A 24,337-nucleotide genomic window follows, 5' to 3' on the forward strand; every position below is an offset into this window, starting at 1 on the left:
TTTATAGCGTTATTTTTATTTCAAATGTCTCTCTTCAATCTCCATGTTTATTTTGTCGATTACATTATCTTCCAGCTCATATCGGGATATAATGAACATGGCTAAAAGAAGAAGTATTGCAGGTATTACAGCTACAAGCCATAAAATACCTTGTTCGGCAAAGGCCGATTGTGTAACTTCGTTGTCTTTGTCGAATCCGACAAATGCCAATACAAGTCCCGGAACAACACCACCTAAGGCCATTCCTGCCTTATAGAAGATCCCTGTCAAAGCATTGACTATTCCTGAAATTCTTTTACCTGTTGTATGTTCTCCATACGAGATTACTTCCGGAACCAGAGCCCACATATAACCAGTAGCAACAATTATTCCTGTCGATTTGATGAATTGGGCAATAAAGACCAGCCAGACTTGAGTCTTAAGCGCAGGTATTACAGAAATGGCATACAACAACCCCATACCGATAATGGCAACCGTTAGAAATACATAGAACATTTGTTTTTTGCCGATTGCTCTTTTGATGGCAGGTACCATCGGCATAAAGATAAAGGCAGGGATAGATCCTAAAGCCATAAAGTATGGGAGCATATCGGGAGCCTGCACGTTGTAAATCATATAATACGACCCGGCTGAATTGCCGATTGCCATCATAGCAAAAGCTGTGATGAAGAAAAAAGCCAGTATTCTCAGAGGACGATTATGTTTAAATTCTATCCACAAGTCTGAAACTTTTACATTTTCTGTTTCTTTTTCAGCCATTACTACTCGTTCTTTAGTCTGTGTAAAGCAGAAAATTAATAAGGTTAATCCGGCTATGGCATAGATAGTCATTGTGATAAACCATGCGTTGGCAGATTCCGGCGAATTAATTTTCCCGTCAGATGAGAAGAGCTTTACAAGAATAGGTATTCCATAGCCTACCGCCAGTCCTCCCAAATTAGCCATAAACATACGTACCGAAGTCAGTTTGGTAATTTCGTCTGTATCGCGTGTAAGTGAGGCATTCAACGCTCCATAAGGAACATTTATAAGGGTATAAAGCATTGATAAACCAACATACGTTATGTAGGCATAGAGCAATGACCCCGAAAATCCATTCCAAAAACAAAGGATGGCAAAGCCGGTAAGCGGTATGCCTCCAAGCACCAGATAAGAACGGTATTTACCTAATTTAGGATTGTGTTTGTCTACGAATGCTCCCACTATAGGATCCCAGATTACGTCAACAATACGTACTATAAGAAACATGATCCCAGCTGCGGCAGCAGAAATGCCGAATACATTTGTGTAGAAAATGAGAAGGTACATTGATACCGTCTGATAGATAAGGTTTTGGGCTAAATCGCCCGAGCCGAATCCAATGCGTTGTATTCCCGATAATTTGTAAAAACCTTTTGATTCGGCTTTACCTTGTGATGTTGATTCCATTGTATGTTTTATTTATTTTTTTATTAATTCAACTTGGAATGAAGATGCGGGAAGACCTTCCTTATTCTTTAGGTTGGCTCCTTCTGGATTGTCAGCCCAGCCATATCGTACAGATACAGGTTGTTGCACCTGATTGCTCCATACTTTTATTGTATTTCTGTTTAATACAGCCGCTTCTGCCCAAACATACCTATTATCTCCTCCTGCAATAGTGAATCCGTTAAGCACCTGGTTGGAATATAGACCAGATCCTACAGAAGAGAAAGTGAGAATGATATTATTGCCTTTAACTTCGAAGCTTTCCAATTGGGGGCCTCTGCTTACAATTGTGGTGTCACCATAAGCTACACGTTGAGTTTCCAATGCCAAACGATGACCTACTCCTTTTTTGTTTTGTGGGTGAATATCGTTCCAGTCACCGAGTCCTAATGTGACAGCCATACCTGTATATGGTAAACATAAAGCTTTTCTTTGTGCTTCTCTAAGTTCGGCCATGCCACTCTCCGAAGGATATTTGTTTGCTCTGTTAAGTTCCGGCAGTTGAGCGTATATAAATGGTAACTCCGGTTCATTTCGTTGGGTTCTCCAATCTTTGATCAAATCCTTAAATAAGGCTTCGTATTCTTTTGCCCGGCCGACGTTAGACTCTCCTTGGTACCATATTACACCTTTGATCTTATAGTTGTTTGATGGAGCAATCATACCGTTATACAGTGCGGTAGGTTTATCCTGATAAGAAGTAAAACCGCCTTCTATAGGTAGATTTTCTATTCCGACACGATATTTCCATTCTCCTGTCAAATCGATTGTCCTGTCACTCAGAATTATCTTATATGGCTTTTCTTCCATAAATCCACCTCCTCTATTGGTAACAACTCTTATCGTAATAGTATTTTTCCCGGCTTTAAGTATTCCTTCGGGAACATTATAGATACGCGGCGGATATTGATAACTTGTTGTACCGACAAGTTGCCCGTTAACAAAGGTTGAATCTGAATCTATTATATATCCTAAGCGTAAGATTGCCGCTTGAGCTGCTTCATCTTTTGTTAGTTCAAACTCTTTACGAAACCAGATGACACTTCTATTTACTTCCATGTCTTTTTCTCTCCATGAGCCCGGGAGATAATAATCTTTCCATTCCGATATATCAATATCTTCTTTATGCCAACTACCTGCACCTTTGTCAATTGGTCTGATGCCAGACCATCTTTCAAGTCTTTCTTGTTGTTCTCTTTTTTTAGTTTCTTCGATAAATCCTATTGTTGCAAACGTTTCTGCTTCAGCATTGAGGTCAGGATATTTCTTTATAGTTTCGCCACTGATCCATGCTTCCACAGGAGTGCCACCAATGGCAGTACTTATAAGTCCTATTGGAACTTTGTACTTGTCATACAGCTCTTTTGCAAAAAAGTATGCCGTGGCTGAAAATTCCATAATGTTTGCCTGCGAAGCATCTTTCCATTCTCCTCCTTTATAATCAATAAGTGGCTCGCCGAATGCATAATTGTTTGGCATACGGAAAAGTCTTATATATGGATTATTAATCTCCTTTACTTCTTCACGGTACAAATCGAGTGTTCGTCTGATCGGTAATTCCATGTTAGATTGCCCAGAACATAACCAAACATCTCCAAATAAAATGTTTTTAATTATGATGTCATTGATCTGTATTTCGGAGGGTTCCCCTGCTTTTTGTGCCGGCAAAATAATTGTCCAATCTCCATTTTTATCGGCTTTTGTCTTATATGTTTCTTCTCGAAATTTTACAATTACAGATTCTTCCGGTGATGCCCAGCCCCATACTTTGACAGGGGTATCTCTTTGAAGTATCATTCCGTCGCTAATCAGGCGAGGTAATTTTACTTTCGCACTTGATTGTATACCAAAACCCAAAATGAATAGTACAATCAAACAGAATTTTACAATATTTTTACTTTGCATATTATTAAACTTTATTTCAATTCGCTTTCAGGTGCACCTAAGTACGACGGTTTCAGACCTCCAGTATCTATTAATATTTTTTGTAGAACAATGCCCGATTCTAATACACGGAATCGAAGAGTGTGTTTTCCTTTTTCCGTTATCGTATGCTTTGTGGTCGATTTAATTATAGCTTCTGCCTGCCATAGACCAAGCTCGCCTTTGTAATGCCCGTTGAAATTTACGATTTGTTCATTCCTACCATCAAATGAGATTGCATAACGAAGCCCTTTATTCGCATTGAAGTTCAATGTCGGAGAAAGTAATAGATTTACATTAAAGTCTCCTGTGGATTGGAAATCAATGTCATACTCGAGATAGATATTATCATTTTCTTTTGGATAGATATTTTGAGGGAAAGTCGTCATGGCTGATTTTGTCTTCCCCATATCCGGTATCATGTCCCAATGTATCCTGTCTGAATTATTCAAGCGACTGTAATTGCCCGCTTCAATAGAAACATATCCGTTTTTCTCGACAAAAACTTTGTTCTGGTAGTCTTTTGTCTGCATTATGTATTCTACCTTAGGCATAATGCTTTTAGGTGGATTGTTCCAGCTTCTATATCCTATACGTACCTGATCCATCATATGCGGCCATTTACCTCCGGCTATAGTCTGATTGTAATGGACAGTCAGTAATGAATCCCTCTTAAAACAATCTTTTACTTTATCTGCCCAATAATTAGCCTGTACATCTTTTTTAGCTGCATACGATTTATTCTTTGCTTGAGCATAATACATTTCATAAAGATTGGAACATGCATTGATTGGGAACAATACCAGCTGATCGAATGTATCTTTATATTCACTTGGCATGAGGTAATATAAACGCATAGCATCGATTACCAGATTGCGATAATCGTTCATTACAGTCTCAAATTCGTTATAATTTTCAAGGCTGTAAGTCTTATCATTTAATAATTCAGGAGTAACACGTCTATTGTATTTTGAGTAAAGATTAATCAATTGTGCCGCTTCTTTTGCATATTTACCTCCGAATTGCTGTTCGCACCACTTTTCTGTATGATCCAATAGGTTATGCGGATTGAATTGGCTGGGATTCCATGCCATATCGAGGAAGAAACTGATTGGATATTCCATTGGTTTGAGATCTCCTACATTAACAACCCATATACGATCCACTCCATGTGTGTAAGTAAGATTCATCTGTTCCCAGACACGTTGTATCGGATTTATATTGATCCACTTCGAATTTCGGGGGGCACCTACATAATCGAAGTGATAGTACATTCCATATCCTCCTTTATGTGGTTTCGAATTGATTTCGGGAAGTTTTCGTACATTTCCCCAGTTGTCGTCACAGAAGAGAAGTGTGACATCATCAGGTACTCGCATCCCCTGATCGTAATAATCTTGTACCTCTTTATACAGCGCCCAAACTTGAGGCGTTTCCTCCGGTTTCTTTCCTGTAACTTCGCTTATTATCTTTCGTTGATCCTTTACTATTTTTTCAAGCAAAGCAATGTTTGTATCTTCGCTCATTGCTTCGTCTCCATCTCCGCGCATGCCTACTGTTACTACTTTTTCCCAGTCTTTAGCTCGCTTCATTCCGAACCTCCAAGATTCTTGTAGCGCTTTTGTATTTTTAGTATAATCCCAAATGTTTGGTAAGTTATTCCTTTTTACATAACGATGCCAGTCGGATTGTGCCATAGCCATGGGTTCGTGGTGAGATGTACTCATGACAATTCCCATTTCGTTTGCTAAAACTCCGTTTTGAGGATCGTCGTCATAGAATGCGCTTCCCCACATGGCCGGCCAGAAGAAATTGCCTTTCAGGCGAAGGATTAGCTCAAAAACTTTCTCGTAAAATTTACTATTAAAGCCGCCAAATGTTACATTAGCCCAACCACTAAGGGCAGGGGCTTCATCATTCAGGAATATGCCTCTGTATTTTACAGCAGGTTCTCCTTCTGTATATTTTCCTCTCTTTATATATATATTCTGTTGTTTTTTTATCGGAACATCTGCCCAATAATACCAAGGAGAAACTCCTATTTGTTTAGACAGTTCGTATATACCATATATGGTACCTCGTTTATCGCTACCAGCTATAACTAAGGCTTCCTTTACTCCTTCGAAAGGATTTTGTACGGTTTGAATCAAATATTTCTCATATTTCCCTTGCAATTCTGAAGCATTAATCTTTTTGTTTTTTACCAAATCATCAATGTATTCGCTCCTACCGATAGTGCCTATCAACAATACTGTTTCTTCGGCAGACACTTTATCTACTTTCAATAAGGGAGATACTCCTGTTACTTTATCTACGTCCACAGATAAGTTGGTTATTGCTTTCAGTATTCCGGAGTCTATATTGTCATCGATCAATATAGGTGCGGCAATAAAAGGTTTTACCAGAGTAAAGACGTCCTCTTTGTCAGAGAATGAAACAAATTGATCTGCTTGAGCAAATAAAATCAAAGGGAATAAGCAGAGCGTTAATAGAATGTACTTTATATTATTCATGATATATGATAGATTTTCAGTATCGATAGTTTTATCATCATACCGGCATAAAACCGGTCAATTTTAGTCTAAGATTATGTACGATATGTATTAAACAAAATTAAAACAAGCTAAGAGAAACAGAGACTATTGTTGTATACTATTACCCAAGTAAATGTCTTATCTATATTGCATGTGTTGCATATCCTTTCGTTTTTGTCTTATTGTTTAATTTTAGAATTAAAATTGTCTTAAATTCTAGCTTTTAGATTAGCTGTTAATCGTCTTTTCTTTTTGAATCTTGCAGTTTTTTATTGTATTGTTTTTTCGGTGAATCTCTTTAGTTTTAATTGAAATTTAGGAAGTTGAAATCGAGAAAAATATTAATATCAGTAAATAGTCCGTGCGTTAATTGTATGTTTTTAGAAAAAACTGATGGAGTTTGTTCTATTTCAGCTTTCGCTGTAGATATAATGCAATTTCCATCTGTCTGTTACTTCTGGTGTGGTGATAATAATCGCATTTTGGCTATTTTCTTTTTTTTATAGGTATATCTAATTAGAAATGAGTTCTTAATTACTCTTATGGATAAATGGTTGTGCGCCTTGTGTGCAACAAAAGCAAAAGGATATGCAACACATGCAATATAGATAAGACATTTACTTGGGTAATAGTATACAACAATAGTCTCTGTTTCTCTTAGCTTGTTTTAATTTTGTAGTATGCCGTGTGTTTGGTCTGTACCAACGTGAATTATCACAATCCTTATTCTAAATATGAAAAATAAATAATCTAAATATTTACCATATGAAAAATATTATTTTAGTATTAGCCTTATTTATATCAGCTTTGGCTGGGTGCAAAAACACACCTTCAGTCAAAAAAGATAAGTTTACAAATCCTGTAATATATGCAGATGTTCCCGATATGGATATAATCAGAGTTGGTAGTGACTACTATATGGTTAGTACTACTATGCATTTAATGCCCGGAGCTCCTATTATGCGATCTAAAGATCTTGTTAATTGGGAAATTGTAAGTTATCTCTTTGATGAAATTAAAGACAGCCCTTTATATGATTTAGAAGGTGGCAACGTATATGGGCAAGGACAATGGGCGTCATCTCTTCGATATCATAATGGAAAATTTTATGTTCTGTTTGCTACGAACAGACCTCAGAGAACATATATTTATGAGACAGAAGATCCTACAGGCAAGTGGAAAAAAATAAGCGAGTTTGATAAAAACTTCCATGACGCATCACTTTTGTTCGACGACGATGGAAAAGTTTACCTGGCCTATGGTAGCGGTCAGATTCGCATAACAGAATTGAAGAGTGATCTTTCGGATGTTAAACCTGATGGACTTGATGTCGTTGTAATTAAAGGAAAAGAAGATGGCTTTCCTCATTTGTTGGAAGGGACTCATCTATGTAAATACAACGATAAATATTATATGTTTTTAATCTGGTGGCCTCAGGGGGGCATTCGTACACAATTATGCTTTCGTTCAGACCAGATAGGAGGACCTTATGAGTCAAAAGTAATCCTGTCAGACTTTATGGATAGACCGGGTGCAGGTGTTGCACAAGGTTGTATTGTTGATACAGAAGATGGAGATTGGTATGGCTTCTTATTCCAAGATAGAGGGGCTGTAGGACGTGTACCGGTATTGATGCCTTGCCGTTGGGAAGATGGTTGGCCAATACTAGGTAATGAAGAGGGGAAAGTGCCTAAAGTAATGGAAAAACCTATACAAGGATTTAATGCAACACCGTTAGTTATAAGCGACAATTTCGATACTGATAAATTAGCTCTGAACTGGCAATGGAACCATAATCCTGATAATAATTTATGGTCTCTATCAGAACGTCCGGGATACATGAGATTGAAAACAGGTAAAGTAGTTGAAACTATATTTGAAGCTCGTAATATTTTATCACAAAGAACCGAAGGTCCAAAATGTAGTGGTATTATTTCTATGGATATTTCGAATATGAAAGATGGAGATATTGCAGGGCTCGGAGCATACTGTGCAGAACCGGGATTAATATCCGTGGTAATGGAAGGGAGTAAAAAGTACCTTGTTATGACAGACCGAGATCAAGAAAAAGCTAGAGTTGATCTGTCCGTTGATAAGGTATATTTACGTATGGATTGTGATTTCAATACCGATAATGCTAATTTTTTCTATAGTATTGATAAAGAAAATTGGATACAGTTAGGTACCGAATTTCATATGATTTATAACCTGAAACATTTTATGGGCAACCGTTTTGCAATATGCAATTATGCCACTAAAGCTGCCGGGGGGTATGTTGATGTTGACTATTTTGAATATGCTAGAAGCGAATAATATGAATGTACAAGGGCTAAAATAGTTTCTAAGGTGAAATAAATCCTAACCGTAGTGTTTTTATTCTATGCATAAGTTGATGTACTTAATCTAAATCATATAGTATGAAAAATTTTTTCTTTTTGCATTTATTTATTTGGGGACTGACAGTCGGGGCTATCAGTCAAAATTATAAAAGTGCGCCGAATGGATACGATGTACCCCGCACTGGGATATCTCATGGACAAATAGATACGGTAACTTATTATTCTAAGACCGTAGATACTAATAGGAAAGCTCTTGTTTATACTCCTCCCGGATACTCTAAAAATAAACAATATCCTGTATTGTATTTGTTGCACGGTATTGGAGGCGATGAAAAAGAGTGGCTTAAGCATGGACAGCCTCAAGTAATTCTTGATAATTTGTATGCAGAAAAGAAAGTAGTACCCATGATTGTCGTATTGCCCAACGGACGTGCTATGAAAGATGATCGTGCTATTGGAAATATTATGGAGGCACCAAAAGTAGAGGCATTTGCTACTTTCGAGAAAGATTTGTTAAATGACCTTATTCCTTTTATCCAGAAAACTTATCCTGTCTTGAAAAATCAGGAAAATCGAGCGCTTGCCGGCTTATCGATGGGGGGCGGACAATCTTTGAATTTTGGACTGGGTAATTTTGATACATTTGCATGGGTAGGAGGTTTTTCTTCTGCGCCAAACACTAAAGCTCCAGATGTGTTAGTCCCTAATCCGGATGAAGCAAAGAAAAAATTAAAGCTCCTTTGGATCTCTTGTGGAGACAAAGACGGATTACTTAACTTCAGTAAGCGTACCCATGATTATTTAGCTAAAAATCAAGTTCCTCATGTTTATCAGGTTATACCGAATGGATATCACGATTTCAATATTTGGAAGCAAAACTTGTATATGTTCTCCCAATTGCTGTTTAAACCTGTGACTGCTGATCTTATCGAACAATACAGCTATATTCCTGAAGAAGCAGAGGGCGGTATCCCTGCATCAACAAATGTTCCCGGGGCTCAATATCCTCAGATATTATCCGGAAACAGAGTGTTATTTCGTATAAAAGCACCTGATGCTAAAAGAGTGCAAGTGGATTTAGGAAAGAAATATGACATGGTTAGAGAAGAAGAAGGTTCATGGGCAATTACTACCGAACCTATTGTTGAAGGATTTCATTATTACTCTATCCTTATTGACGGTGTTGCTGTTTGTGATCCTGCAAGTCGCACTTTTTATGGTATGGGCCGTATGGCAAGTGGGATTGAAATACCCGAGAAAGGGGTGGATTACTATAACTTAAAGAATGTACCTCACGGACAAATAAGACAGATTCGTTACTTCTCAGATGTGACGAAAGCATGGCGTAGAGCATTTGTATATACGCCGGCAGGATATGATACAAATACTTCGCAAAGATATCCTGTACTTTATTTACAGCATGGTGGAGGCGAAGACGAAACAGGATGGCCTAACCAAGGCAAAATGGATGCAATTATGGATAATCTGATAGCAGAAGGTAAAGCTAAGCCGATGATCGTAGTTATGGATAACGGCTATGCTGTAGATCCGTCGGCATCTTCAGCTAATTCGCCTCAGGGGCTTAGAGGATTGTTTCAGAACAGTGCATTGGAAAAAGTTTTTATTAACGAGATTATCCCTTTGGTAGATAAAGAATTTCGTACTATTCCGGATCGTGATCATCGAGCTATGGCAGGCTTATCGATGGGAGGGTTTCAGTCATTCCAGATTGCTATGACAAATTTGGATAAATTTGCTTATGTAGGCGGATTTAGCGGAGGCGGAATAATAGAACAAGGCGCTGATTTTTCTAAAATGTATAATAATGTTTGGTCCGACGTTGATGCATTCAACAAAAACGTGAAATTGATATATTTAAGTATTGGAACTGCCGAGCCGACAAATATGTATCAAACTGTAAATAACTTTCATAAAGAATTCGATAAAGCAGGAATTAAACATGTTTATTACGAATCGCCGGGAACATCCCACGAATGGTTGACATGGAGAAGATCATTGAAACAATTTGCTGAGTTGCTATTTAAGTAACGATATAATTAGATTGTTATACGAAAATAATAATAGTCTAAAGATTGAATTGTAAGAAATGAATATAATTGACAAGTATCATATACGTGAAAAACAATTGTTAAAGGAACAACAAAATATAATCTAATGAAAAAGAAAGCTTTGATTTTTTTCTTGGGTGTTTTGCCATTGGCGATAGCTACTAATGCTCAAAACCCAATTATCACTCACATGTTTACAGCCGACCCTGCACCTTTGGTACACGATGGCACAGTATATCTTTATGCCGGACACGATGGTGCAACAGAACAAGATACAAATTATAAAATGCCCGACTGGTATGTTTTTTCGTCTACCGATATGGTAAATTGGAAAGATCATGGATCTTGTCTTTCACCTTCAACATTTTCGTGGGCTACAGGCGATGCCTATGCTGCACATTGTGTTGAACGTAATGGTAAATTCTATTGGTATGTATCAACTTTTCATAAAAGTGACGAAAACTCTAAAGGTGGTGCAGCAATAGGTGTCGCTGTTTCTGATAGTCCTACAGGTCCATTCAAGGATGCGATAGGAAAAGCCCTCGTTGTAAATGAAATGACTACAGATATGAAACATGGATGGGATGATATTGATCCGGCCGTATTTATAGATGATGATGGACAAGCTTATCTCTATTGGGGAAATGGCAGTTGCAAATGGGCTAAACTGAAAGAAAATATGATTGAACTTGATAGTGAGATCACAGCTTTCAAGCCGGAAGGATATATTGAAGGTCCGTGGCTTTACAAGAGAAATGGAATGTACTATTTAATCTATGCAGGAGCAGGTACAAAACCCGAGATGATCGAATACTGTATGTCGAATAGTCCTGAAGGACCATGGGAATATAAAGGAATAATACAAGATAATGTACCCAATAGTTTTACGACTCATCCCGGAATTCTTGATTTTAAAGGCAATACTTATTTCTTTTATCACAACGGGGCTCTTCCTACCGGAGGAAGCTATCGCCGTTCTATTTGTGTAGATTATTTATATTTTAATCCGGATGGGACGATTCAGAAAGTTGTACAAACAAAAGAAGGTGTAAAGCCCGTTTGATAAAGTATATCAAGAACTGGAATTATAATAATTTAGAATTATGACAACAAAAATAATTAGAAAAGCTTGTCTCTTTTTGAGCCTGACTTTATCTGTTTCGTTTTTGCAACTTTATGCTCAGAAATCTTCGACGGCTAAAATAACTGTTGATGTTGGAACACCAGGACATACAATTTCGCCTACTTTGTTCGGTATATTTTTCGAAGATATAAACTTGTCGGCTGATGGTGGGTTGTATGCAGAACTTATTCGCAACCGCTCGTTTGAAGATGCCGATACATTACAGTACTGGAAGTTTATTGGGGCTGAAAAAAAATCAACAGCTAATATTATTAAGGCCAATGTTCATTCGAGTCCACCCGTGCCACCGTTAAACCCTTACAATCGTAAGTCACTTCTTATCGATTTTGATGGCTCCTTCAAATTAGAAAATAACGGTTATTGGGGGATTCATGTTGCTAGTGGTGAACGATATTTGTTCAAATTGGCTGCCTGCGCTGTTGGCGGACTAAAAACCCCATTGCAAGTAAAGATTGTGAGTGCAGACGGAAATGTTCTTGCTTCGGGTGAAATAAACGGTATCACTTCAGAATGGAAATATTATCCTCTCGTACTTACAGCATCGGCAGGAGACTCTAATGCCCGGCTTGAAATTTCAGGTAGTGGAAATGGTAAATTATTTCTGGATATGGTTTCATTGATTCCCGAAAAAACGTGGAAGAACAGTGGATTACGTATCGACCTGGCTGAATCAATCAACGCTTTAAAACCTACCTTTCTTCGTTTCCCAGGAGGCTGTTGGGTAGAAGGAGAAGATTTAGCCCATATGAACAATTGGAAAAAAACTATCGGTAATATAGATACCCGTACACCATTGTGGAATATTTGGGGATATAATGCTACACACAGCCTGGGGTATCATGAATATTTACAATTATCAGAAGATCTTGGCGTAGAACCTTTATTTTGCATTAATGCCGGTATTTCGCACCGCGAGGTGGTTCCAATGGATCAGATGGGACAATGGATACAAGATGCTTTGGATGCGATTGAATATGCAAATGGTACTGTCACTTCTGTATGGGGGAGTATTCGTGCCAAAAACGGACATCCCGAACCATTCAACTTGAAATATTTAGAGATAGGAAATGAAAATGGAATGGCTCCTTATGCTGAACGCTGGGAACTCTTTGTGAAGGCTATTCATGATAAATACCCTGATATTGTTTTAATCGCTAACGAATGGGCTGGGGGACATCCCAAAAATCCAAAACCACAAATCGTGGATGAGCATTATTATAGCAATCCTGATTGGTTTATCTGGAATTCAAATAAATATGACAGTTATGATCGCAATGGCTCTAAAATATTTGTGGGAGAGTATGCTGTCACAAGTGGTACAGGGAATGGAAATATACGTGGAGCTATCGGTGAAGCAGCTTGGATGACGGGTCTGGAGCGCAATTCTGATATCGTGGTTATGGCAGCTTATGCGCCACTTTTTTGTCATGCCAAGCATAAAGCATGGCCTGTAAACCTGATCAATTTTGATAATAATCGCTGGTTCGGTATTCCAAGCTATTATGTTCAACAGATGTTCGCAACCAATCAAGGAACAGTAAATTTGCCAGTTAATATAGACTATGCCCCGAATGTTGAGATGCCTCGTTCGAGTGGCTGTATTGGATTGGGAACTTGGTTGAATTCGGCAGAGTTCAAAGATTTGGAGGTAACAGCACCGAATGGTAAAGTACTATTCAAACCAGATTTTAATAAAATAGATGAAACATGGAAACATACACCTAGTAGTGAATGGTCTGCAACCAATGGTGTATTGAAACAATCTGCAATTTCACCAAATACCACTATTTATATGGGAGATACCCTCTGGACGGATTACACTATAAAAGTGAAAGCTCGTAAGATTGAAGGAGAAAATGGATTTCAAATTTATTTCCACAATAAGAATAGAGGAGAGCGTACCCGGTGGGATTTAGGTGGCTTTACAAACTCTGTGAACATGTTAGAGGTCGGTTTGATAACGGAAAGTATGCCTTATAATGTAGAACCCGGTCGTTGGTATGACGTGAAGATAGAGCTTCGCGGCACTTCAGTGAAAGCATATCTGGACGGTAAACTTATACAGGAAGTCTCTGCTGATGAAAGTCTGAAAGTAAAAGGTCTTTGCTCAAGTGCTTCACGTGATGATAAAACAGGCGATATTATTTTGAAAATCGTGAATGTTACGGGTAAAAGTGTTAAGACTGAGATTGACTTGAAGGGTACTGATTTGCTTACAGGAAATGGGGAGGCTATAGTATTGACGTCTGCTAGTCCGTTTGATGAAAACACTTTGGACGAACCCACAAAAGTTTCGCCTAAGAGTGAAAATTTCAAATTTTCTGGGAAAAAGCTTACACGTTCATTCCCCGGTAATTCGTTGATAGTATTACGCCTGACAACTAAAAAATAAAAATTGAGAAAATAAAAATCTTTATAAAAGCAAAGGCATCTCGCATTGAGATGCTTTCGTTTTTCTTATGCTTATTTTTCTCTATGCTTATTCGTTTATTAATAGTCTTTTATGGGCTTAAATGAGACTGTTTGATGTCTAAAATTAGGGTTTCCATTCTACTATACCTGTAGCCGGATTCTCCTTACGCCATTCGATAAAGTCTTGATATGTTCTCACACCACCTTCAATTACAGCCTGATAATACTCAATTCCCATTATTTTTTGATCGTCAGGCGTTTCGTACTTCAAACGTAGAATAGTATTTTTTATTTCTTCGTTCAATACGCTAGCAATACGATTCGTAACATTTTCAAAATATCCATCAAAGCGTGAATTTTTGACGATATGAATCATATCAATGTGCCACATTTTTCCATCCTTGTCTTCATACCATGCATGCCATTCGAGGCAAGCATCCTCTTCCTTTAAAAGGTTACTATATTCTATTCGTTTTATAGAAGGATGCTCAGCTAGTTGAGCCATAGCTGCAAAACTATCAGTTAACGAGAATGGAGATGTGTATATATGAAAATCGATATCGCAGTGCTTCATCATAAGTCCCAACTTTAAAGACCCAATCAGATAGATTGTTGCTCCTATAGATTTCCATATATTTATTACGTTAGTATCCTTAATAATATCCCAAGCTTTTTGCTGATTTTGTGTAGACAATGCTAAAATTTTATCCATCATTCGATTTCTATTACGTATTTCGAAAACAAATATATTCAAAATATTAAAATGGGGTATAACGATCCTTTTCTCTTATTTTTACCTTCTCCACCTCTAATATTCAAAAATCTACTTGATATATTATTTAGTCCATAGGTCAACACCTAATGTCCACTTGTCAATCCTTTTTGAAAAGCCCCTTAAAGCTCAAGAAATTTGTGTCTGTAAACTATTAAAGTATTGATATGACTAAAAGAGCTTCTATTTCTATCCTTCTTATTTTCTTCTATTTAATTCTTAAGGGGCAGACTGAAATAAAAAATGATACATTGATATTGCATAAATATTTACTTAACAAGCAAATTGATATGGAGGGGAGGGCTGATTCTGTGTTGTTAGAGCCGATACTTACTCCCGTATTGTTAGAAGACGATAATATAGATTTGAAACTAGCCGATTTGAAATTTGAGATTAATAACCAGCCTAAAATAAGGATTCCTTATGCGAATCTGATCGCTCCATCGTTGTTGATCTCTTATGGTATTGCTGCTCAATATGTCAAGCCTTTGCAGAAATTAGATAAAGAAGCTCAATTATCTGCAATAAAGCATGTAACCAAGCGTATTCCGGCAGATGATTATATTCAGTTTGCTCCAGCAGTAGGTGTATATGTCTTTGATTTGATGGGGATAAAAGCAAAACACAACCTCAGGGATCGTACAATTCTAATGGCAACATCGAACCTCTTGATGTGTGCGACGGTACAGACATTGAAGCATACCACTAAAGTGATGCGTCCGAGCGGTTCAAACAGGCAATCTTTCCCCTCAGGACATACAGCCACCGCATTTGTTAATGCACATATTCTATTCAAAGAGTATCGGGATTCTAATTGGTGGCTGGCTGTTAGTGGTTATGCCGTTGCTACTGCAACAGGAGTCTTGCGCGTGATGAATAATAAACATTGGGTGAGCGATGTAGTGGCAGGAGCAGGAATTGGTATTTTGAGTGCAGAAGCAGCTTATCTGTTGCTACCTTATGTTAAGAAAATGTTTGGAATTGAAGATGTTAATAAGAACCTGGCTATTGTTCCTATTATTTCCCAAAAACAGTATAGCATAGGAGTATCTTATACCTTCTGATAAAGATTACTTACCAAAGAGTTTTTTATTGATAACTATTTTAAATAAATCACCGCGCCGGTATTTTGAGAGAGGCAGTTCCTTGTTTTTTACATAAATTCTACCTCCTTTTATACTGTCGATATGTGATATATTTACAAGAAAAGACTTATGGATTCTGAAGAATGATTCTCTGGGTAGCATCTCCTCAGTAGCAGCCATTGTCTGATGTACGATATGAATTTTATCCGATAGGTGAATTTTTACATAATTTTGCATAGACTCTATATACCGTATATCTGCCCATACAATACGTATAAATGAATCGCCTTGCTTAATATAAATATCATTGTCATTATTTTCCAAATTTTGTTTGAAAAGTAACTGCGAAGTATAAGTGTTTTTCGCTTTTTGTGCAGCTTGAAAAAAGCGTTGAAAAGCAATAGGTTTCAACAAATAGTCGATAACATTGAAACGATAACCTTCCAAAGCATATTCAGAGTATGCTGTTGTAAGAATAGTTAAAGGTGCAGTTTCCAACGATTCGAGAAATTCAAGCCCTGTGAGATCCGGCATGTTAATGTCAAGGAACATCAAGTCAATTTCCTTTTCTTTGAGTATGCTGGCTGCATCGATAGCAGAGAAGCAGGTATCTACAATTTCTAGAAAATCTAATTTGCCAATATAGAATTTGATTCCTTCTATTGCGCCCGGTTCATCGTCAATAATTAAGCATCTCAGTCGTATATTATTTAGATTCTCCATCATTGCTGAGGTTTATTATAAGTTTTGAATGATAAACATTTTCAGTTTCACTGATTATGAGACTATGTTTATTCGGGTACAAAAGGTTGAGACGTTTTTTTACATTATCCAGTCCTATTCCCGAATTGAAAGCTGTTGTTCGTTTTATAGATGATTTTGAATTCTCAACCTCAAAAGTTAATTCTTTATTGTTTTGGTTCAGATTGATACTGATATATCCTTTTTGTGACTTTGATCGCGAAACATGTTTAAAAGCATTTTCTATAAATGGAATGAGTAATAGAGATGGTACTTGCATCTTAGGGTTTTCCAATTGCCAGTTGGCGTTAAAATCCAAGGTGTTTTCCCAACGATACCTCTCAACTTCTATGTAGCCTTTCATAAATCGGATTTCATCTTCTATATTCACACTCTCTTTATCAGAGCCATAGAGTTGATAGCGAAGAATGTCAGAATATTTTATGAGCAACGAAGAAGCCAAATCTGAATCTTTTTGTATCAGGATATGTATGTGATTTAGTACATTAAACATAAAGTGCGGATTGATTTGAGCCTGCAAGGATTGAAGTTGAGTTTCCAGATGTTCTTTTTGTAATATAAGATGTTGCTCATAGAGCTTAGCATGCTCAAAATAAAACTTTAGCCCACCAAAACCAAGATTAACCAGAATAGTCAATGGTAAAAAACCAAATACTTCTGCTAAAAAGAGCTCTTTATTTTCTGAATTTTCAGATAACGGCAATATTCCATGTGATTCCAATAAGTAGAATCCCTCTAAAAATAACGACAACAGAATGGATTGACTAATAGCCATTAGGAAAATCCAGATGACTATTAGAGGCATTCTGTTTTTTAGGATTGCTCCTGATAATATACGATTGCACAAAAGGTGTGTAGTAACAATTAAGGTTCCTAAAAGAGCAATCGCCGATAATATTTTTTGAAATAAAAATGGATAATTAGAGTCATCTACAGCCCATATGATACCTGCAATAATAATCCATAGCAGGAAGAATACACTGTCGAAGCTTTTTAATTGATACTTTTTCATTTGACAAAGTTAATAGATAATACACAACAGTAAATGTCCACAAATCACAGGAATTAGACTATTGGTCAATAAATGCTATCGTATTAATTACATCTGATATTCTCTCTATCATTCTATCAAATATAAAGATTTATTATCTCAGTGTTTTTTATGTGTAATCAGTAGAGTTCTATTCTTTGTATTTCTTTTTTTTATGGCTTTATTCAATTATATTTGTTATCTGTTTTAGACTTTTGTTATAATCTTAAAGCTGATATCTTTAACTCTTTCTATCCCAGAAATTATATACAAGGCAAAGAAAGTACTATGCCTATTATAGCTTTAATGAATGGACATCATATATCATGAAGAATATTTTACTTTTACTTCTTTTTTTTATATTTACAATTAGTGCACTTGCTGCTGATATCCGATTTTATAATATAAATGATGTTTACGGTACATCCATTCGTGAAGTATATTCTATAACTAAAGACGATAATGGATTTATTTGGGGTGCCTCCAAAACGGGCATATTAAGGATATCTTCTAATAATTGCAGAAAATATCAATTACCTCATAAATCTACCGATATTTACTTTACAAGACTCGATTATTCGGACTCTACATTAATAGCTTACACAAATAATAGTCAGATATTTAAATACGATCCTCTATATGATCGGTTTGATTTATTGGTCGACTTGAAGCGATTATTAAATAACGAATATATTGCTACAAAAAGAGCTGTAGTCGATAAAAATAAAAGTATTTGGATTGGCACCTCTAATGGTTTGTACAAATATGAGAATCATCAATTGAAATTAAAAGTACACGATCTAGAGATTGTTTTCATAAGCAAGTATACTTCAAATAGCTTGTTCTTGGCTACTCCTGAAGGAATGGCTATTTTTCATACGGATACAGATAAACTGGAATATATATATAAGTATAGTCGAGATAACGAATTGGAAGTTTCCTCATTTTTATACGATGCGCAAACAAATAAACTTTGGATAGGAACAATATCGAATGGGCTTTGGTCTTATGATCTTAGTAATCGTCAATTGTTGAATAAAGAAACAAATAAATTACCCAGACAACCTATATTGTCGATAAAAAAAAATACAACCTCATCACTTCTTATTGGTATTGATGGTCAAGGATTATGGGAATTGAGCGAAAACGGCGATAAAGTATTGAATATCTATAAAGAAGATGTTAACGACTTTTTCTCGCTTCATGGAGATGGTGTATATGATATATTCTGTGATGATAATGAACGTATCTGGGTGGCAACTTATACCGGAGGTCTATCATTCTTTGAACAAAAAATTTTCCCTGTAAACCAAATTACCCATCAAATTAATAACCTAAACTCGCTAATAAATAATCATGTAAATAAGGTAATTGAAGATAAAAAAGGGAATATATGGTTTGCAACGAATAATGGCGTAAATAGATGGAATCCAAAATCAAATAAATGGGATGCATTTTACGATAATAAACAAGAACAGGCTAAAGTCTTTTTAGCCTTATGTGAAGATAATGATGGGAATATTTGGGCAGGAAGTTATTCGTCCGGAGTATATGTTCTTGATGGCGATACAGGAAGAGAACTGAATCATTATTTTCAAGAGAAAGAAGAAAATGGCTTTTCCGGTAAATTTATATCCGATATATTTAAAGACTCTCAAGGTAATATTTGGATTGGGGGGACCGGCAATATTATTTGCTATAAAGAGAAAGAAAATCGTTTTCGTATTTTTGATCGTCAATCCATGTATGCTTTTGCAGAGTTGTCGTCCGATAAACTTCTTTTGGCTTGTGATTATGGATTAATATCTATGAATAAAAATACAGGTAATAAGGAGTTGCTCTTAAATGATTGTCTTGTACAGGATATTCTTATTAATGGGGATGATATCTGGCTGGGGACTTCAGGAAATGGATTGGTTTACTTCAACTATAAAACAAGAAATTCAAAGAAATATACTTCCGAATCAGGGTTGACATCGAACTACGTAAATAGTATTATGTTAGATAATGATGCTCTATGGCTTGGTACCGAAAGTGGTTTATGTAGATTCAGCATAAAAGATAAATCGGTATATGAGTACCCATCATCATTATCATTAAAAACAGTATCATTTAATACAAATTCGAAATACAGACAGAAAAATGGAAACTTGATCTGGGGTACAAATAAAGGAGCGGTTATTTTTAATCCTGATTTATTATATAATAATGAAACTAAAGGGAAGATATTTATTCAGGATATAATTATATCAGGAAAATCTATACGACAAAATCCGGATTTATTGAGTGATATACCAATCAATAAAAGAGCTGAATTAACATTGAGGCATGACCAAAATAATTTTACGATCGAATTATTACCATTAAGCAGCTCTTTAAGTGGATATAAATTCTCATGGAAATTAGAAGATTTTGATTCAGACTGGAGTAATCCCAGTGATTTATCCATTCTAACATATACAAATCTCCAGAAAGGAAATTACAATTTGAAAATACGAATGTTTGATAGCTCTGGCAATCAGCTAGATGAACGTTCGTTGTTTATAAATGTAACCCCTCCATTTTGGCAAACATGGTGGTTTCGCCTTATTCTTCTTATAATTATAATAGGAATTATAGCTTACCTTCTAAGGTCATATTCCAATAGGTTAAAACAAAAGCATGCCAGAGATAAGATACGATTCTTTACCAATATTGCACATGATATCCGAACTTCAGTAACATTGATAAATTCTCCGATTGAAGAACTCGAGAAAGATCAAATGATGTCCGAAAAATCCAAATATTACCTGTCTTTAGCACAAAGTCAATCGAAACGTTTGCTCTCTGTTGCCACACAATTGCTGGATTTCCAAAAAGTAGATATTGGAAAAGGACAGGTTTTTTTGATGATGACAGATATTGTAGCATTAATATCTCAGCGATGTTTGATGTTTGAAGAAATGTCAAGAAAGAGAAATATAAAATTAAACTTCTCTTCAAATCAAAATTCATATACTACTGCATTGGATGATATGAAAATAGAAAAAGTAGTAGATAATCTTATTTCCAATGCAATAAAGTATTCGCACGATGATACCCAAGTCGATATAATTCTAACATGTGAGTCTAAGCAATGGATTTTAGAGGTTAAAGATTACGGACTAGGAATATCCGAAAATGCAAAAGGTAAATTATTTAGAGAATTTTACAGAGGAGATAATAATATAAATTCCAAAATAGTTGGCTCGGGTATTGGGCTATTACTTGTGAAAAGTTATATACTCATGCATGAAGGCAATGTTCTTTTCGAAAGTAAAGAAAATGAAGGTTCTAGTTTTAAAATAGTTGTTCCTTATAAACACGTTGAGGAAGTAATTCCTAAACCAGCTTTGTCTGAAATAAAAAATAATACAGAATTCAACGATGACATTTCGCTTTATAAAGATATAGATCAGAAAAATATTCAAGATAAACAAATGTCTATATTGCTTGTAGAGGACAATATAGATCTTCAGAATTTTTTAGCTTGTTCTTTTAGAGATCAATACAATGTTACAACTGCACGTAATGGGGGTGAAGCGTGGGCTATTATTCAATCCAAATCTTTTGATTTGATTCTTTCTGATATTTTGATGCCTGAAATGAATGGGTTGGAATTGTGTAAATTAGTAAAATCGACATTCGAAACATCACATATACCTGTTATACTTTTAACATCTTTAGCCGAAAAAGAGAATCTGATTGAAGGTCTGCACCTTGGAGCCGATGATTATATAACAAAGCCTTTTGATATCCGTATTCTTAATTATCGAATCAGTACAATCTTAAAAAATAGAATTATAGTCCGGGATAAAGCTCTAAAGCTAATTAGTCAATCTGATGCAGAGCAAGATATTTTCATAAATGAGTTGAATGATAAATTTATAAAAAAAGCATTGAGTATAGTTCATGAAAATATGTCAAACACTCAATTTGGGAAAGAAGAGTTTGCTTCAGAAATGCACATCAGCTCTTCTCTTCTATATCAGAAACTGAAGGCACTTACAGGACAATCACCTATCGATTTCATCAGATCAATAAGATTTAATCATGCCTTGGAATTATTGAAAACGCACCAATATACTATTTCGGAAGTAAGTGATATCTGTGGCTTTTCAAGTAATAATTATTTTAGCACAGCATTCAAAAAATATTTTGGAAAATCTCCCACAGAAATATAATAACACTACATATAATTAGAAATAAACAGGCTGATTTGTCTAAAATGTAAGGTTTTTTATCTGAAATCAAACATGAAAAAGGGAGTTCATATATTAGTTTTGTTAAATCATATTTGTTAATGAAATCTAATATACAATGAAACCCAGTCTCATTTTTTTACTTCTATTTCTTACATGTGGCTATACTTCACAGTCAATAGCTCAAAATTATCAGGATACACAATCCGGTATTCGAACTACCATAGGTGATATAGATATAGAGCTTCGCTTTTACACCCCATCTTGTGTAAGAATATTAAAATCTCCACAAAATCATCAATACAAAAAGGAAAGCCTTTCGGTTATCGATAATAATCGTGCTGTAAATATAGAAAAAAGGCAAAAGGGAGATATTCTTATATTAAAGACTCCATCAATGCATGTTACTCTGGATTTAATATCGGGACAAATGTTTTTTTACAATGCGCAGAATAAACTTTTGCTAAAAGAAAAAGGCAAACCTGTATTTACGGATTTTGATGATGCCGGAGAGAAAACGTTTTCGGTCTCTCAAAAATTTGCTCTTGAAAAGGATGAATCGATTTATGGTTTAGGGCAGCTGCAAAATGGAAAAATGAAGCAACGAAATTTAACCAAATATTTAATTCAGGGAAATGTGGAGAATGTTGTAACATTTTTCCAATCAAATAAAGGCTATGGTGTATTTTGGGACAATTATTCTCCAACTACATTTAAGGATGATCAAGAAGAGACTTCTTTCTCCTCTGAGGTAGGAGATTGTGTTGATTATTACTTTATGTATGGCGGAAATTCGGATGGAGTAATTGCTCAAATGCGCGAACTTACAGGGCGAGTACCCATGTTTCCGTTATGGACATACGGTTTTTGGCAAAGCAAAGAACGATACAAAAGTCAGGATGAAACAGTTGGTGTTGTAAAAAAATATAGAGACTTGGGAGTTCCTCTTGATGGAATTATTCAAGATTGGCAATACTGGGGACATAATTATCTGTGGAATGCGATGGACTTCCAAAACCCACTATTTAACGATCCTCAAAAAATGGTTGATGATATTCATTCGATGAATGCTCATATGATTATTTCCATTTGGTCGTCATTCGGTCCTGCAACAAAGCCTTACAGAGAACTCGACAAAAACGGATTACTATTCAATTTTACAACATGGCCTCAGTCTGGTATGGATACTTGGCCTCCAAATATGGATTATCCATCGGGTGTGCGTGTATATGATGCGTATAGCCCTAAAGCGCGAGATATCTATTGGAAATATTTAAATAGCGGTCTTTTTAAATACGGAATAGATGGATGGTGGATGGATTCTACCGAACCCGACCACTTAGATTGGAAACCCGAAGATATGGATACCAAAACTTATCTCGGTTCGTTTCGAAAAGTGCGTAATGCATTTCCATTGATGACAGTAGGCGGTGTTTATGACCATCAGCGAGCTACCTCTTCGAATAAACGTGTATTCATACTTACCCGTTCTGGTTTTGCCGGTCAGCAACGATATGGAGCCAATGTTTGGTCAGGGGATGTTAGTTCGTCTTGGGAATCTTTACGCAATCAGGTTCCGGCTGGTCTTAACTTTTCTATTTGTGGGTTGCCTCATTGGAATAGCGATATCGGAGGTTTCTTTGCCGGTGCTTATAATAAAACGTGGAATGACGGCAGTGCAACTCGTAATCCAATGTTTCAGGAATTGTATGTTCGTTGGTTACAATTTGGGGCTTTCAATCCGATGATGCGTTCCCACGGAACAGATACGCCAAGGGAAATTTATCATTTTGGAACAAAAGGAGAGCCTATTTATGATGCCATTGAAAAAACAATTAATCTGCGCTATGCGCTTTTACCATACATTTATTCTACCTCATGGGAAGTAACCAATAAGCAGTCTAGCTTTATGCGAGCTTTAGTGATGGACTTTCCGAATGATCCTAAAGCATTAGACCTGAATGACGAGTTTATGTTTGGTAAGTCAATACTTGTAGCTCCTATCGTGAAAGCACAATACACGCCCGAAAAGATTGTAAAGGTAAATGAAGAAGAAGGATGGAATAGAGATCAGGCAAAAGATGCGGATGGCAATATGGTTGTTGATTTTGCAGCGAAGAAGCGTACTCAGTTATATCTCCCGGCCGGAACTACTTGGTATGATTTCTGGACTAATCAACAATATAAAGGCGGACAAAGAATAGAGCTGGAAACAACTATTGATAATACTCCATTATTTATTAAAGCCGGAAGTATTATTCCCTTTGGACCAAAAGTACAATATGCTACAGAGAAACAATGGGATCACTTACAACTACGTGTATATACAGGTGCTAACGGGTCATTTGTTCTTTACGAAGATGAATTTGACAATTATAATTATGAAAAGGGAGAATATACTGAGATTCCTATTATATGGAATAATGCTTCTCATACCTTAATTATCGGAGATAGAAAGGGATCTTATAAAGGGATGTTACTTAGTCGAAAATTCACAATAATTCTTCAGGATGCTACCCAAAAGACAGTTGAATACGATGGTAATAAGTTAGAAATAAAATTTTGATATATACTTAAATA

At 36.1% G+C, this 24,337-nt stretch carries 13 protein-coding genes; 7 read left to right on the forward strand and 6 right to left on the reverse strand.

Translation table 11 applies throughout. The annotated features are described in order from the left end of the window. Positions 1-15: 15 nt before the first annotated feature. The 3 genes from PKC55_RS13580 to PKC55_RS13590 are packed head-to-tail and all read right to left on the reverse strand — an operon-like array spanning position 16 to position 5,903. Positions 16-1,428, reverse strand: a complete 1,413-nt coding sequence (locus PKC55_RS13580) for an MFS transporter (RefSeq protein ID WP_291028585.1) — start codon at positions 1,426-1,428, stop codon at positions 16-18. 12 nt (positions 1,429-1,440) lie between these two features. Further along, a complete protein-coding gene (locus tag PKC55_RS13585) occupies positions 1,441-3,372 on the reverse strand; it encodes a sialate O-acetylesterase (RefSeq protein ID WP_324373417.1) in 1,932 nt (643 codons plus the stop codon). Between the two features lie 11 nt (positions 3,373-3,383). After that, positions 3,384-5,903 (reverse strand): glycosyl hydrolase 115 family protein, encoded by a 2,520-nt coding sequence (locus tag PKC55_RS13590; protein ID WP_324373419.1) that lies wholly within the window; start codon positions 5,901-5,903, stop codon positions 3,384-3,386. A gap of 786 nt (positions 5,904-6,689) precedes the next feature. Between PKC55_RS13590 and PKC55_RS13595 the strand changes: the two genes are divergently transcribed. The 4 genes from PKC55_RS13595 (at position 6,690) to PKC55_RS13610 (ending at position 13,868) form a co-directional block, all read left to right on the forward strand. Beyond that, positions 6,690-8,237 carry a glycoside hydrolase family 43 protein gene (locus tag PKC55_RS13595; protein ID WP_291125529.1) on the forward strand — a complete coding sequence of 516 codons (1,548 nt, stop codon included), beginning with the start codon at positions 6,690-6,692 and terminating at the stop codon, positions 8,235-8,237. A gap of 104 nt (positions 8,238-8,341) precedes the next feature. After that, the gene (locus PKC55_RS13600; protein ID WP_291125526.1) at positions 8,342-10,312 is read left to right on the forward strand and encodes an alpha/beta hydrolase-fold protein; all 1,971 of its coding nucleotides are present in this window, start codon (positions 8,342-8,344) and stop codon (positions 10,310-10,312) included. Between the two features lie 126 nt (positions 10,313-10,438). Further along, on the forward strand, positions 10,439-11,395 hold the full coding sequence (locus PKC55_RS13605) for a glycoside hydrolase family 43 protein (protein WP_283686980.1): 957 nt from the start codon (positions 10,439-10,441) through the stop codon (positions 11,393-11,395). Between the two features lie 40 nt (positions 11,396-11,435). After that, positions 11,436-13,868, forward strand: a complete 2,433-nt coding sequence (locus PKC55_RS13610; protein ID WP_291125523.1) for an alpha-L-arabinofuranosidase family protein — start codon at positions 11,436-11,438, stop codon at positions 13,866-13,868. A gap of 144 nt (positions 13,869-14,012) precedes the next feature. Here the strand turns inward: PKC55_RS13610 and PKC55_RS13615 are convergent, their stop codons facing one another. Then, a complete protein-coding gene (locus tag PKC55_RS13615) occupies positions 14,013-14,600 on the reverse strand; it encodes an endo-beta-N-acetylglucosaminidase (RefSeq protein ID WP_291125532.1) in 588 nt (195 codons plus the stop codon). 227 nt (positions 14,601-14,827) lie between these two features. Between PKC55_RS13615 and PKC55_RS13620 the strand changes: the two genes are divergently transcribed. After that, on the forward strand, positions 14,828-15,724 hold the full coding sequence (locus PKC55_RS13620; protein WP_291125521.1) for a phosphatase PAP2 family protein: 897 nt from the start codon (positions 14,828-14,830) through the stop codon (positions 15,722-15,724). Positions 15,725-15,730: 6 nt separating this feature from the next. On the opposite strand, the gene PKC55_RS13625 is transcribed toward PKC55_RS13620, so the two are convergent. Continuing rightward, positions 15,731-16,471, reverse strand: a complete 741-nt coding sequence (locus tag PKC55_RS13625; RefSeq protein ID WP_291125519.1) for a LytR/AlgR family response regulator transcription factor — start codon at positions 16,469-16,471, stop codon at positions 15,731-15,733. After that, positions 16,452-17,519 (reverse strand): sensor histidine kinase, encoded by a 1,068-nt coding sequence (locus PKC55_RS13630; RefSeq protein ID WP_291125517.1) that lies wholly within the window; start codon positions 17,517-17,519, stop codon positions 16,452-16,454. The genes PKC55_RS13625 and PKC55_RS13630 overlap by 20 nt, the downstream gene beginning before the upstream one ends. A gap of 344 nt (positions 17,520-17,863) precedes the next feature. Here PKC55_RS13630 and PKC55_RS13635 point away from each other — a divergent pair, with 344 nt between their 5' ends. Together PKC55_RS13635 and PKC55_RS13640 are read left to right on the forward strand one after the other, a co-directional pair. Beyond that, positions 17,864-21,739, forward strand: coding sequence for a hybrid sensor histidine kinase/response regulator transcription factor (locus tag PKC55_RS13635; RefSeq protein ID WP_291125515.1), 3,876 nt, complete (start codon positions 17,864-17,866; stop codon positions 21,737-21,739). A 136-nt stretch (positions 21,740-21,875) separates the two neighbouring features. Further along, positions 21,876-24,323 (forward strand): glycoside hydrolase family 31 protein, encoded by a 2,448-nt coding sequence (locus PKC55_RS13640; protein ID WP_324373426.1) that lies wholly within the window; start codon positions 21,876-21,878, stop codon positions 24,321-24,323. The last annotated feature ends 14 nt before the right edge of the window (positions 24,324-24,337 follow it).

This window comes from Dysgonomonas sp., from assembly GCF_035323175.1.
In the GTDB taxonomy this organism is placed as follows: Bacteria; Bacteroidota; Bacteroidia; order Bacteroidales; family Dysgonomonadaceae; genus Dysgonomonas.